This window comes from Blautia marasmi (assembly GCF_900258535.1).
Lineage (GTDB): Bacteria > Bacillota > Clostridia > Lachnospirales > Lachnospiraceae > Blautia > Blautia hominis.
This window is the reverse complement of the sequence record NZ_OIWX01000001.1, coordinates 1,508,343-1,522,200: the sequence shown is the minus strand read 5'-3', so window position 1 is coordinate 1,522,200 and position 13,858 is coordinate 1,508,343. Positions and strand designations below refer to the sequence as shown.

Here is a 13,858-nt window from a genome sequence, read left to right as displayed (position 1 = left end):
TGCCTGTAACGGTGAGGGTACTGAACAGTTACGTGTTAAGAAACAAAAAGGAGGGCTTCTATTATGAAGGAAAATGGTATTTCTCTGGCACAGTTAAGACAGAGAAACACACGAAAAGTTGCGGCGCTTTTTCTGGCACCGGTAACTGTTTTACTAGTTGTATTTATTTTTTACCCAATCGTGGATACCTTTATCACAAGCGGTTATCAGTGGAACGGAATCTCTGCAGCTAAGAAATTTATCGGTATTGGAAACTGGAAAAAGTTAATTGCTGACACCAGTTTTTGGATCGCGTTCAAGAACAATGTTATCATAATGGTTCTTTCCATCTGTATCCAGATCCCCATCGGTCTTGCACTGGCAACATTCCTGGATTTCGGCGGAAAGAAACTGACACCGTTTAAAGTAGTTTGGTTCATTCCCCTGTTAATGTCATCAGTTGCGATCGGTTTTCTTTTTACATATGCACTGGCAACAAACGGCGGTCTGGTAAGCACAATTTCAGGCTGGTTCGGAGGCGGAAACATTGACCTGCTGGGCAATCCCAAGACGGCTCTCCTGACAGTTATCATGGTTATCTGCTGGCAGTTTACCCCGTTCTATATGGTTTATTTTATGGCGGCATTTACCAATATACCTTATGATGTATTTGAAGCAGCCAGAATCGACGGAGCTACCAGAGGACAGTATTTCTGGAGGATCGCACTTCCCCTTCTGGTCCCATCCATGAAAAGTGCAGCGATCCTCTCCATGGTCGGTTCCCTGAAATACTTTGATCTGATCTATGTAATGACCGGCGGCGGGCCGGGAACTTCCACAGAGTTGATGGCCACCTATATGTACAAACAATCCTTTAAGACCTTCAATATGGGTTATGGTTCCGCAGTGGCCGGCGGCATGTTTATCCTGATCAGTATGGTATCCCTGATCACCATGAAGTTGTTAAATGGAAAGAAGGAGGACTGAAAAAATGGATAGTTATAAAAAGAGTAAAGCAAAAAGCGTAACAGCTTGGACCGTTGCCTTTATCCTGGCGATCTTCTGGCTGGCCGTATCCTTTATGCCCTTTGTATTTATGGTTTTGAACTCCTTCAAAGAGAAGTTTGAGATGCTGACAAAAGGTGTCTTCCAGCTTCCTGACAGCCTGAACTGGAGCAACTACACGGAAGTGTTGAAAGGCGGATTCGGTACCTATTTCAAGAACAGTGTGATCGTGCTTGCCATCTCCCTGATCCTGCTGCTGTTCATCGCAGCCTGTGCATCCTACCCGCTGGCAAGGTTTAAGTTTAAACTGGCTAATCCGATCTATGCGCTGATCGTGGCATGTATGTCCATACCGGTCCATATCACCTTGATCCCGGTATTCAAAATGGCAAAGAGCACAGGCCTGTATGACAGTATCTGGGCACTGATCGGACCATATATTGCCTTTGCGGTTCCTATTTCCGTGTTCATTCTGACCAGCTTTATGAAAGAGATACCGCGGGAGATTGAAGAGTCCGCCGAGATTGACGGCTGCGGCAAGATTCAGATGTTTTTCTCCATGATCCTTCCGCTGGCAAAGCCCGGCCTTGCCACACTGGCAATTTATAACGGTGTAAATATGTGGAATGAGTTCTCCTTTGCCTATACACTGACACAGTCTTCCGCAAACCGTACCCTGCCTCTGGCAATCTGGGAATTCCAGGGCCAGTATTCCATGAACACCCCTATGATCATGGCAGTTCTGACACTGACGCTTCTGCCTATGATCATCATGTTTATCATTTTCCAGGATAAACTGGTGAAAGGTATGACAGCAGGTGCCGTAAAAGGATGAGTATGCTGTGACTTCAAAGCTGCTGCCGGATTCGTTATCCAGGCGGCAGCTTTTTCTGTTACGGTACACAGGCCACTGTACCGGGAGGCATTTTCATGCCGGAAGCATGAAAATCCCGAGGCAGCCAGCGCGATATGGGGCAGAATGCCCCCATATCTGTGCATCCCGAAGCGTGTTACTGGACACGGAGTGTACAATAACGCTTTTTCCAGTTAATGAGAATTGCCGTATGGCTGTGGGACATGGTATGATAAAAATTAGAAAACAGCAGAAGGGCGGTAACACGTATGAAAAAGTGGATGGAAAAAATAAGCCGGTGGAAATTTGACAAAAAGATGCAGCTTCTTGTGACCGTTTCCATTATAGCCACCACACTGATCGTTCTGGTGGTGTCCACCATATCCTCTGTGACGTCCATGAAGCAGCAGTCCATAGAACTGCTGCAGGCCCAGAACAGCACCACGGCTGAAAACTTCAAAAGTTCTCTGGACAATTACAAAACGCTTGCCATTGCAACCGTCATGGATACGTCTATACAGCAGTATCTGAAGGCAGCCAATTATTCAAAAGAGAGCGGCGGACTTAAAAGCAGTGCCTACAACATTCTTTCAAGTATCTCCAATATGCATTCGGATATGAATTTTATTGCGGTTGTGGGAAAATCCCCGGATGATTACATATACAAAGGGCAGATCGCTATCTCGGCAGCACAGTTTACACAGGTTTATTCCCATGACTCCCAGCAGTGCAAGACCGTGCAGGACAGCTCCATCAAGATGTGTTTTAACAATGCCTATTATAACGGCAGCAGATACACCCTGAATATTTATTTTCCCATCTATGACACCAACCGGGTGCTGGGGGAACTGGGGCTTCTCTGTATGAATTTTACGGACCCAAGTCTGCAGCAGATCCTGGAGTATGACAGCTCAAAAAGGCTGGAATCCATGGTAGTGGACACGGACGGGATGCTGATCTCCGCCAGGGATAAGGAAAAGGTCGGCACCAATGTGGACTTTATCCCGAAAATGAAGGAAAAATCAGGAACCTTCAGTATGGACGGGAGGCTGTATATTTACCAGAAGGTTTCCAACTGGCGGTTCTATGTGGTGAGCAGCGTGCCCATGATGGAGCTTTATAAGTCTAGTATTCGGACCATTTTCTTCATGGCATTTATCCTCTTGTTCCTGCTCACTGTGAGTCTTCTGGTGGTTAAGAGGATCATCAGCAAGGTATACCGCCCCCTGGATAAGGTGGTGCGGAAAATGGATGACGTGGCTTCCGGCTCATTGAAGACCCGCATTAATGTGGAGCATATGGGAGAGGACTTTACCAAGCTGGCAGTTGGGTTCAATTCCATGATGGAGGAGATCCTGGTACTTATGGAGCAGGTGAAAATGGAGCAGCATCAGATTGAGCAGATCCGCTTCAATGCGCTCCAGTCACAGATACAGCCTCATTTTCTGTACAATACCCTGGAGTGCATCCATTGGCAGGCCATGGTGGACGGCAATGAAGAGATCTCCACTTTGGTGAAAGCTCTGGCAAAATATTACCGTATCTGTTTAAGCGGCGGCCATGACGTGATCCCGCTGAAGATGGAACTGGAACATGTGCGGAATTATCTGATCATCCAGAATATGCGGTATGATGATATAATCGGAAGTGAGTTTGATGTGGAGGAAGCTGCTTTTGATGTGATGATTCCCAAGCTGACACTGCAGCCATTGGTGGAGAATTCCATTTACCATGGGATCAAGGTGAAGGAAGGCAAGACAGGGAGTCTGTTTTTAAAAGTTAGAAAACGCAGCAGCGATGTGCTTATCACCCTGGCCGACACAGGTACGGGTATGAGTCAGCAGCAGATTGATGAGATGAACCAGCATCTCTCAGAATATGATGATTCTTTTGGATATGGTGTGCGGAATGTAAACAAGAGGATTGAACTTCTCTATGGAGAGGAGTACGGACTTTATTATCTGAGAAATGAATCCGGCGGCGTGACAGTGGAAATACGCCTGCCTTATGTGACACAAGTAGAAGACGGTATCATACGAGGAGAGATGATCCATGTATAAAATATTGATTGTGGATGACGAAAAGATGATTCGCCTGGGCATGAAAAAAGTGCTGCCCTGGGAGAGCCTTGGAATCAGTGAAGTTTACGACGCGGCCTCAGGCAAGGAAGCCCTGGGCATTATAAGGGAAAAGAAACCGGAGATCATGATATCTGATATCCAGATGACGGAGATGACAGGGCTGGAGCTGATCGAGGCAGCCCGGAAGATCGTACCGGAGCTGAGGGTGATCGTGCTGACAGGGTACGATAACTTTGAGTATGCAAGGCAGAGCCTCCGCCTGCAGGTGCAGGACTTTTTCCTGAAGCCCATAGAGGAGGACGAGCTTGCGCGGGCTGTGGGCAAGCAGGTAAATTATCTGGAAGATCTGAAAGCCGAGGAAAAGAATTTAAGGCTTCTCCAGAGAACCCAGGGAACGGCAGAACAGACAGAACTGGAGCACTACATGCGGAATCTGGTGCACAAGCGGGAGGACATGGGCAATCTGCTGGATAATCTGAGGGAGTATTATCACTTTGATACAGAGATGGATCTGAAGCTTATGCTGATCGTGCCTACCCTGTACATGAACCAGCAGCCCACGGAGGAGAACTTCCAGGCTATGTCAGTGAAAAATGTATGCATGGGCATGGTGGATGCCCAGGAGAGAGGCATCACATTCTCGGATGACGACGGAACCATTGCCATTACCTGGTTCGAGGCAGAGACCGGGGACGTGGTCCTGGATGCCATTGAGGAGCTGTCCGATATTCTGAAGGATGAATTTGACGCCAAACCCAAGATGGTGGTGGGAAGTGCGGTGCATGGATTTGCCAATCTGTTTATCTCCTACAATGACGCCCGCTTTCTTTTGGACAACGAAAAAGAGGGGATCCGGGATATTGTGCAGACCTTCGGGGCCCAGAATAAGGCGGATATCTTCCGGGATATCTACGCAGAGCTGAAAGGGATCATGTGCGCCAATGTGGGCAATACGGACTATGTGATGAAAGCGTTCAATACCTTTTCAAAAGCCACTCAGTCCTATAATCTCTCACCTGCCATGGTGCGCAGAAACTGCTTTGAGATCGCATCTGCCCTGTATTTTTCCTACATGGGAGATTCCGGGGAGGTGGAGTCAGGGAAGCTGGATTCCCTCTCCAAAAGCCTGATCTGTGCAGACCGGGAGGAGGCCTGTGAGGTGACCCGTATGTTTATCTCCCAGCTTTTGGGCAAGGAGGAGGAGAATGTTCACGAGATCATAACAAAGGCAAAGCATTACATAGACGAGCATTTGACCGAGGAGCTGTCGGTATCCAATATTGCGGCCAGCCTGTATATTACGCCGAACTATTTTTCCAGGCTTTTTAAGCGGGTGACAAAAGAGGGGTGTAATGAGTATATTGTGCGGAAACGGATTGAAAAGGCAAAATCCCTGCTGGAGACCACCAGCATGAAGACCGGAAAGATTGCCATGATGGTGGGATACCGTGACACAAATTATTTCTCCCTGGCGTTCAAGAAACATACAGGAAAATCCCCCACAAAATACCGTGAGGAGATACAGCATAACGTATAGAAGAAAGGAAGAATTTTATAGAAGGAAGTAACTTTTTTTTATTACGGTTGGGATGCAGGTATGGTACACTATGCCTATAGGTAAAAGTACCATACCTTTTTGGCGTGTGGATGCGGTACACAGCAAAGAAGCGCAAAAAATGAGGAAGAGACAGCAAAGAAGTATATGCGGTTTCGGCAGGTATGGTGTAAGATGAAGGAAGAAAAAGGCTGCGAGGCCGTCCTTTGCAGAAGGGTATATAAAATAGAAAATTAAAGGAGAACGATCAATGAGAGACCACAAAAAAGAGAGAGCCATTGCAAGAGAAAAAGCAAAAGAACTGGTGTCTAAAATGACACTTATGGAGAAGGCATCCCAGTTAAAGTATGACGCATCCCCAGTGGAGCGCCTGGGTGTTCCCACCTACAATTACTGGAATGAGGCCCTGCACGGTGTTGCCAGAGCCGGTGTGGCTACTATGTTTCCGCAGGCCATTGGCATGGCAGCAGTATTTGACGATGAAGAGATGAAAAAAGTGGGCGATATCATTGCCACAGAGGGACGTGCAAAGTATAATGAGTATTCCAAACACGGAGACAGGGATATCTACAAAGGGCTGACATTCTGGTCACCAAATGTGAATATCTTCCGTGATCCACGCTGGGGAAGAGGCCATGAGACATACGGTGAAGACCCGTACCTGACCTCCAGGCTGGGTGTGAGATTTGTGGAGGGTATCCAGGGTGACGGTGAGGTGATGAAAGCCGCTGCCTGTGCTAAACATTACGCTGTACACAGCGGTCCGGAATCCATCCGCCATGAGTTTGACGCTGAGGCAACCATGAAAGACATGTGGGAGACATACCTTCCGGCCTTCGAGGCTCTGGTCACAGAGGCGGACGTGGAATCTGTCATGGGTGCCTACAACCGGACCAACGGGGAGCCTTGCTGCGGCCATACCTACCTTATGGAAGATGTTTTAAGGGGAAAATGGAACTTTGAGGGACATTTCACTTCTGACTGCTGGGCGATCAAGGATTTCCACGAGAACCACAAGATCACAAAAAATGCCAGAGAGTCCGCTGCACTTGCCCTGAAAAAAGGGTGTGATGTAAACTGCGGGAATACCTACCTGCACCTGCTGGGCGCTATAGAAGACGGCCTTATCACAGAGGAGGATATCACGCTGGCAGCCGAGAGACTGTTCACGACCCGTTTCCTCTTAGGCCTTTTTGACGGAAGTGAGTATGACAATATTCCGTACGAAGTGGTTGAGTGCAAAGAGCATGTGGAGAAAGCCCTGGATATGGCAAGAAAGGGCTGTGTCCTTTTAAAGAACGACGGTGTCCTGCCTCTTGACAAGTCAAAACTGAAGACCATCGGTGTGATCGGACCAAATGCGGACAGCCGTGCATCCCTCATTGGAAACTACCACGGAACTTCCTCCAGATATATTACCGTTCTGGAAGGCATCCAGGATGAGGTGGGCGATGACGTGCGCGTGCTCTATTCAGAGGGCTGCCACCTGTATAAAGACAAAGTGGAGAATCTGGCATGGAACCAGGACAGGATCTCAGAGGCTGTCATTACAGCAGAACACAGCGATGTGGTGATTCTCTGTGTAGGCCTGGATGAGACGCTGGAAGGGGAAGAAGGAGATACCGGAAACAGTGATGCGTCCGGTGACAAACATGACCTTCATCTGCCGAAAGCACAGGAGGAACTCATTGAAAAAGTGGCAGCAGTGGGCAAACCCACCATCGTAGTGCTTATGGCAGGCAGTGCCATAGATATGAATTATGCGGATGAAAACTGCAATGGCATTCTTCTTGCCTGGTATCCGGGGGCAAGAGGCGGAAAAGCAGTGGCAGATCTGCTGTTCGGCAAGGTATCACCTTCCGGAAAACTTCCGATCACATTCTACAGAGATTTGGAAGGAATGCCGGAGTTCACGGATTACAGCATGAAAAACCGCACATACCGCTACATGGAAAAAGAGGCACTCTATCCCTTCGGATACGGGCTTACATACGGTGACGTGAACGTGACGGATGCAGAGATCACAGGGGAAGTGACCGCCCAGTCAGATATTCAGGTGAAGCTGACAGTGAAAAATGACGGCAGCACAGCAACGGAGGACGTGGTACAGATCTATATCAAGGATATGGAATCCCCGCTGGCCGTTCGCAACTGCAGCCTGTGCGCATTCAAACGTGTCTCCCTGGCAGCAGGCGAGAGCAGGACCATAACAGTTACCGTTGCCGGCGCAGCTATGAATGTTGTGGATGAGAATGGTGAACGCCGCGTTGACAGCAGACACTTTAAACTGTTTGCGGGAACCTCCCAGCCGGATGCGAGAAGTGAGAAACTGACAGGACGAAGACCAGTGGAACTGGATTTAAACATATAAGACAGGAGAGATGGATATGAGGAAAATTTTACGGAAACTGTTGCTTTTGGGTATTGTCTCATCCTTGACAGCCGGGGTACTGTCCGGCTGCGGCCAGGAGACCAAAGCGAAGACTTCCTCCCAGGAGAAGACGGAAAAGACAGAGACGAAAAAAGGGAAAAGTGAAGTAAGATCCGCAGAAGAGAAGCCCGGGATGACAGTGTCAGAACATCCTCAGTTCATCTCAGACGGAGTCCGCAGACTTGTGCTTGTACAGGAGGGTACGGAGATCTTCAATCTGTCCAAGGAGCCTGCTGATTATAAAATGGATTTTGACTATTGGGAAATACTGAATCCCTATGATGAGATCGCAACAGTCAATACAGAGACTATGTACACTCTGTTTGACATGCTGAAAGAGATGGATCTGACTTCTCCCGTGGCAGTGGAAGACGGGGTGGATACAGGCATTGCAGGTACCTCCACAAAAATCACCATTGACTTTGTAAATACCCAGGATGCGGATACAGCCAAACAGACAAAATATGCAGACAGTACAGCAACGCTTCTCATAGGCGGTGCGGACGGGGAAGGAAACCGTTACGCGGCTGTGGAGGGATATGAAGATGCTGTGTACAGAGTTCCCTCCGCTCTGCTGGACGCTGTTTACGGATTGAATCCTTTTGACTACATCCTGAAAGTCCCGGCTCTCATAAATATCGAGACTGTGGAAAGCGTGGAGATCCGGACAGGCGGCAAAACATACACCATGGAACCGGACCAGGACCGGTATAAGATGAACGGGAAGAAAGTGGAAAAAGAGGAGTTTACGGATGTCTATCAGGCCCTTTTAACTGTGATGCTGGATTCCGAGATAGAGGAAGGCAGCCAGCCGGAAGGTGACAGGGAAGAGAAGCTGCGTGTGGTGTATCATAGAAATACGGAGGATGCCCCCCAAGTGGAGATGGTATATTATTCCTATGATGATACCTATGACAGTATTTCCATTAACGGCAGTGAACATTTTCTGGTGAGATCCGCGGATGTGGATGCACTGACAGAGCAGATAAAAAAAGCGTTTTGATCATATGAAATAAAGAAAAAAGTTACGGTCAGCGCAGTGAAGGCGCAGACCTACGGAATAGTTACGAAAAAAGAATCATGCTGCAGATAGAGAGTCATGCGGCATGGTTCTTTTTTGTGAGATATCCGTTCTTCCCGGCTCTTGAAAAATCCTTCCCTGACTGCTATAGTTAAAAAACAAATTCGTTTTTTCCCTGTAATAACTCTGCAACATAGAGCGCTTATGCTGTAAATGTAAAAGAAAATTGTTATAAGACAGGTTTTGAAAAAGAGGAGGAATCAAGATGATGCGTAAAAAATTAAAACAGCATAAGACCGCAGCCGTAGCGGTGGCGGCAGCTCTGTGCGTCACTGCAGCAGCGGGGACTCTGGCGGTTTACGGACAGAATGCGGCAGAGAAGCAGGTAAAGGAGACGGCAGAGGAGAAGTTGTCACAGGAGGAGCAAGCAGTTTATATACCCTGGGATGAAGATACGCTGTACAAAGAAACCGTGGAGAATCAGGATATTGTGAAGCAGGTGTGTGAAAAATACGGCCTGGATCCCAACAGCGCCACCATGAAAGACATAACCCGCGAGATGAGAAATTATGAGGAAGCGCTCTGGCTTCTGGATGAGATGGGGGAAAAGCCCCTTCTGGCAGAAAAGGGAGAGGGAATGGACTCACTGGAAACTTATATTGGTGATGTCTACGCTTTTGACGGCGGAAAGCAGGTCCTTGAGTCCTATTGCCGGGAGCATGGGCTGCATGCGGAAAGTGCCCGGATAAAAGATTTGACGGCAGAGGATCTGGTGGCTATAGGCGAGATTGCTTATGACACTTCGGAGCATCCGAAAAACTGACAGAAAGGCAGAAACAAATGGCAGATATTTTAATAGTGGAAGACGAGCAGGCCATAAATGAACTGATGAAAAGAACTCTGGCTATGACGGGGCACAAATGTTCTCAGGCATACACCGGCAGGGAAGCACTCAGGGCAGTGAAAAAGGAGAGACCGGATCTAGTGCTCCTGGATATTAACCTTCCGGATAAGGACGGATTTCAGGTGATGGAACAAATAGGTGACGTTCCGGTCATCTATGTGACAGCCAGGGACGAAGTGACAGACCGGGTTAAGGGACTGAACAGCGGCGCGGAGGATTATATAGTGAAGCCGTTTGCCATGGAGGAGCTGGTTGCCAGGGTTCAGGTAGTGCTCAGAAGGTTCCACAGGGAAGAAAAAATTTTTGCCATTCATGACGTGAGGGTAGATATAGAGAGGCACAAGGTCACAAAAGCAGGGGCAGATGTGGAGCTTACCAACCGGGAGTTTGAGCTTCTTAGGGTACTTCTGGTCAACCGGAATATAGCGCTTTCCAGAAACCAGCTTCTGGATATGGCCTGGGGAATGGACTATTTCGGAGATGACAGGACTGTGGATGTCCATATCCAGAGGATCCGGAAAAAACTGGGGTTGGAGAGCTATATCAGGACCGTTTTTAAATACGGATATAGACTGGAGATATGATATGCAGCTTTGGAAGAAAAATTATCTGGCAGCGTATGTGCTGTTTCTGGTGATTCTCAATCTCTCCCTGCTTCTTCTGTCCACCATGGGATTTAAGAATGATCTGGAAACCCGTATGGATGATGTGATCAAGCGGCAGCAGCAGCTTGCCTATACGGTGGAGGGGCTGATCGGCGCGGAGGGCGGGGAGGATAAGCTGATCTACCTGGGACAGGGATATTACAGGAACAGGATCTATATTAACGTGAGCCGCGGGGAGAGGACCATTGTGAACCACCTTCCGGAAGGAGTGGGGATCGCCGGAAACGCGGATATTGTCACATATAAAGGGGAACGCCATGCAGCGGTCATGGGACAGACCGGCACCGGGGAGGATGACTGCCATGTAGTCTATATGGAGAACATACAGGATTTATACCGCGGGCAGAACAGAAGGCTGTTGGCCTTCCTGGTGACGGGCCTGCTTCTGGAAGCTGTGATCGGCTCCATGCTTTATATGACCATGAAGAAAATATACATGCCCATCAATAACATAGCACATGAACTGCGGACCCCTTTGACGGTACTGCAGGGGTACGGACAGTATATCCAGATGGGCAGGATCACGGAGGAGGACCGCTTCTTTGCCGGGGAGCAGATCGTAAAGGAAGCCTGCAGCCTCAGAGAGACGGTGGACAGACTGCTGGTCATGGGAAATCTGAGGGAAGGAAATATTAAGTATCAGAGGGCTGATATGGAGGGACTGCTTGAGGAGATGAAAAAGTTATACCCCTGTATTCATGTGGAAAACCATATGGGGATCATAGAGGGGGATGTATCCCTGGTCAAATGCCTGTTTAAGAATTTGATCAGCAATGCGGTAAACGCAGGGGAGCATGTGACCGTGACAGCTTCGGATCACTGTGTGAGTATATGGAACGACGGAAAATACATAGAGAAGCAGAAGCTGAACTACTTGAACCGGAACCATGAATTTCCAAGGGCAAAAGCCGAACGGAACGGTTACGGAATTGGCCTGTGCTATGAGATCGTAAAGCTCCATGGATGGAAGATGGACTATGAATCTTCGGAAGAAAAAGGGACAACCGTAAAAATAAGAATATAACCGGATACTCCAAAGGGAAGGGTGCCGGACCGGCGTTTCTGCAGCGCAGGTCCGGCACCCTTCCCTTTGATAGGAGCAGAACCTTACTCGTGCAGTTCCAGTGGAAGGCCGTCCGGGTCAAAAAAGAATGTCATTTTCTTCCCTGTAAAATCATCGGTGCGCACAGGCTCTGTCTCAATACCTTTACTGTGCAGCCATGCAACTGCCTCCTCCATATCCGCAACGGCAAAGGCCAGATGACGGAGTCCGCAGGCCTCCGGGCGGTTAACGCGGGCTGGCGGGTTCTTTACCCCGAATATCTCCAGCTCACAGTCACCCAGGCGCAGATCCAGCTTCCAGTCATCCCGCTTCGCACGGTAATTTTCCCGAATGACCTCTAATTCTAATTGGTTTACATAAAAGTCCTTTGCCTTTTCATAATCTGATACAATAATAGCAACATGGTGTATGTGATCAAGTGTCATAAAAAATCCTCCTTAACTTAAAGTAAAAGCGCCGTAACAAAAGCTTTGCACAGCCCTATCCGCTCATGATATCCCTCTTAAACCGCTGTTTTCTTGACATCATACATGGTATCCGGGAATCTCAGGTGCAGAAAGTGTACCACGTTCAGTATAGCATGACTTCAGGCATGTTAGGAATTTTTAAATAATATCTTTATAATTTCTTTCGTTTTTTTACAATTGCTTCTTATTTTTTCACTGGTAAGATAAAGCCATAATAAAGAAGAGGAAATTGCCTGTAACTGTGATGGTACTGAACAGTTACGAGGAAAGAATAAAAGGAGGGGAAAGAGATGGCTAGAGACATGGTGATAAGAATTTCAGAGGGCGTGAGAAGACAGTTTACACAGGAAAGATTTATAGCAGCAGAATATGACAGGGCCTATTCCCTGACAAGTATGATCTTATTTTTCTTTTCCGCATCAACAGTCGGATGGCTGTGGGAAGTATTTCTTCACATATTTATTGACGGGGCGATCATCAACAGAGGAACCACATGGGGACCATGGCTTCCCATCTATGGTGTGGGCGGTGTGATGACCCTGGTATTATTGAAAAGATTTGCCGACAAGCCGCTTCATGTATTTGTATTTGCGTATGTGGGCAGCGGTATTCTGGAATATACAACGGGGTGGGCACTGGAGCAGTTCCGGGGCGTAAAATACTGGGACTACAGTGAAAGCCTGTTTAACATTAACGGCCGTGTGTGTCTGGAGGTACTGGCACTGTTTGCTGTGGGTGCCTGCGCGATCCTTTATATCGCAGCACCGGTTATGGATGATCTGTTCAGAAAGATCCCCCGGACAGGAAAGATTGTACTCTGTATTGTGCTGATCACTTTGTTTACGGTTGATTTGGTGTTTTCAGCCATATACCCCAAAATGGGGCCTGGGATCACTATGGATGTTTCTGAAACCACAAGATGGATCTTTTAACGCCGGAGGCGTAGACTAATAGATTTGACCTAATAAAAAAGGTATTGCCGTACACAGGGCAGTGCCTTTTTTATATTGTACAGGAAAAGGCGGCTGGGCATGGGGAAGCCTGGGAGGGTGAGGCGGCTGAAGCGTTACAAATACTGCTTGTGCTATCTGTGAAAAAAAGATATGCTGTAAGAAAAGAGAATAGATCAGGGAGGCAGCTATGTTCTATACAATTGACTATGAAAATTGGGAGAGAAAAGAAATTTTTGAACGTTTTGCAGGATATACTTATAATCTGACCGCGGAGGCAGATGTCACGGATTTTTTAGAGGCCATACATGAGAAAGGTTACAAATTCTATCCGTCCATATGCTGGTGTATTGCCAATACGGTAAACAGTGATGTGGATTTCCGCTATGCAAAAGTGGACGGAGCCATAGGGTATTACGAGAGGCTGAACCCTTGCTATACGCTTATGCGGAAAGGGGAAGGGCATCTGTTTACGCATATGGTCACCGATTTTGATAAGGATTTTGACAGCTTCTATAAAGCGTTTCTGGAGGACAAGGAGAAGGCCGAGAACGGCAGCACCCTGTACTATTATGGAAATCCTGTCCCGGGCTGTGTGGACATAACCATATTGCCAAACACGGCGTATGCATCCATCTGCTATGTGCGTCCGGCTTCCTTTGTAAATCCGGAATCGGGCAGCGAGAGTTACATACCTTTTATCACAGTGGGAAAGTATCAGGAGAGAGACGGAAGGATGAAGATGTCCGTGACGGGGAACTTTAACCATGCAGCAAATGATGGGTATCATGCAGAGAAATTTTTCCGTATGCTCCAGGAAAATCTGGATACGTTTTCTGCATAGCCTGTGCAGCCGCGGGCAGGAGTCTGGGTTTTTGCGCGGA

General features: G+C 47.8%; 12 protein-coding genes. 11 read left to right on the top strand and 1 reads right to left on the bottom strand.

All coding sequences use genetic code 11. The features are described 5' to 3' along the window. Window positions 1-63 precede the first annotated feature (63 nt). From C6P39_RS06755 to C6P39_RS06710, 9 genes are all read left to right on the top strand, one after another. On the top strand, window positions 64-966 hold the full coding sequence (locus tag C6P39_RS06755) for a carbohydrate ABC transporter permease (RefSeq protein WP_065544380.1): 903 nt from the start codon (window positions 64-66) through the stop codon (window positions 964-966). A gap of 4 nt (window positions 967-970) precedes the next feature. Beyond that, window positions 971-1,819 carry a carbohydrate ABC transporter permease gene (locus C6P39_RS06750; RefSeq protein ID WP_065544381.1) on the top strand — a complete coding sequence of 283 codons (849 nt, stop codon included), beginning with the start codon at window positions 971-973 and terminating at the stop codon, window positions 1,817-1,819. Between the two features lie 287 nt (window positions 1,820-2,106). Next, window positions 2,107-3,897, top strand: coding sequence for a sensor histidine kinase (locus C6P39_RS06740; RefSeq protein ID WP_095175619.1), 1,791 nt, complete (start codon window positions 2,107-2,109; stop codon window positions 3,895-3,897). Beyond that, entirely contained in the window at window positions 3,890-5,455 is a 1,566-nt protein-coding gene (locus C6P39_RS06735) for a response regulator transcription factor (RefSeq protein WP_095175618.1), read from the top strand. Before C6P39_RS06740 ends, C6P39_RS06735 begins: the two co-directional genes overlap by 8 nt. Before the next feature lie 268 nt (window positions 5,456-5,723). Next, window positions 5,724-7,844: a glycoside hydrolase family 3 C-terminal domain-containing protein gene (locus tag C6P39_RS06730; protein ID WP_104803231.1), complete on the top strand. Its 2,121-nt coding sequence runs from the start codon at window positions 5,724-5,726 to the stop codon at window positions 7,842-7,844. A gap of 16 nt (window positions 7,845-7,860) precedes the next feature. After that, a complete protein-coding gene (locus tag C6P39_RS06725; RefSeq protein ID WP_104803230.1) occupies window positions 7,861-8,907 on the top strand; it encodes a DUF4340 domain-containing protein in 1,047 nt (348 codons plus the stop codon). A 283-nt stretch (window positions 8,908-9,190) separates the two neighbouring features. Further along, entirely contained in the window at window positions 9,191-9,748 is a 558-nt protein-coding gene (locus tag C6P39_RS06720; protein ID WP_104803229.1) for a hypothetical protein, read from the top strand. Window positions 9,749-9,765: 17 nt separating this feature from the next. After that, on the top strand, window positions 9,766-10,413 hold the full coding sequence (locus C6P39_RS06715; RefSeq protein WP_095175614.1) for a response regulator transcription factor: 648 nt from the start codon (window positions 9,766-9,768) through the stop codon (window positions 10,411-10,413). Window position 10,414: 1 nt separating this feature from the next. Next, window positions 10,415-11,518, top strand: coding sequence for a sensor histidine kinase (locus C6P39_RS06710; protein ID WP_158661477.1), 1,104 nt, complete (start codon window positions 10,415-10,417; stop codon window positions 11,516-11,518). 83 nt (window positions 11,519-11,601) lie between these two features. Here the strand turns inward: C6P39_RS06710 and gloA2 are convergent, their stop codons facing one another. After that, a complete protein-coding gene (gloA2, locus tag C6P39_RS06705) occupies window positions 11,602-11,982 on the bottom strand; it encodes an SMU1112c/YaeR family gloxylase I-like metalloprotein (protein WP_095175612.1) in 381 nt (126 codons plus the stop codon). A 332-nt stretch (window positions 11,983-12,314) separates the two neighbouring features. On the opposite strand from gloA2, the gene C6P39_RS06700 reads away from it, so the two are divergent. Both C6P39_RS06700 and C6P39_RS06695 read left to right on the top strand, forming a co-directional pair. Continuing rightward, a complete protein-coding gene (locus C6P39_RS06700; RefSeq protein ID WP_104803227.1) occupies window positions 12,315-12,956 on the top strand; it encodes a putative ABC transporter permease in 642 nt (213 codons plus the stop codon). Between the two features lie 208 nt (window positions 12,957-13,164). After that, entirely contained in the window at window positions 13,165-13,818 is a 654-nt protein-coding gene (locus C6P39_RS06695; RefSeq protein WP_095175610.1) for a CatA-like O-acetyltransferase, read from the top strand. The last annotated feature ends 40 nt before the right edge of the window (window positions 13,819-13,858 follow it).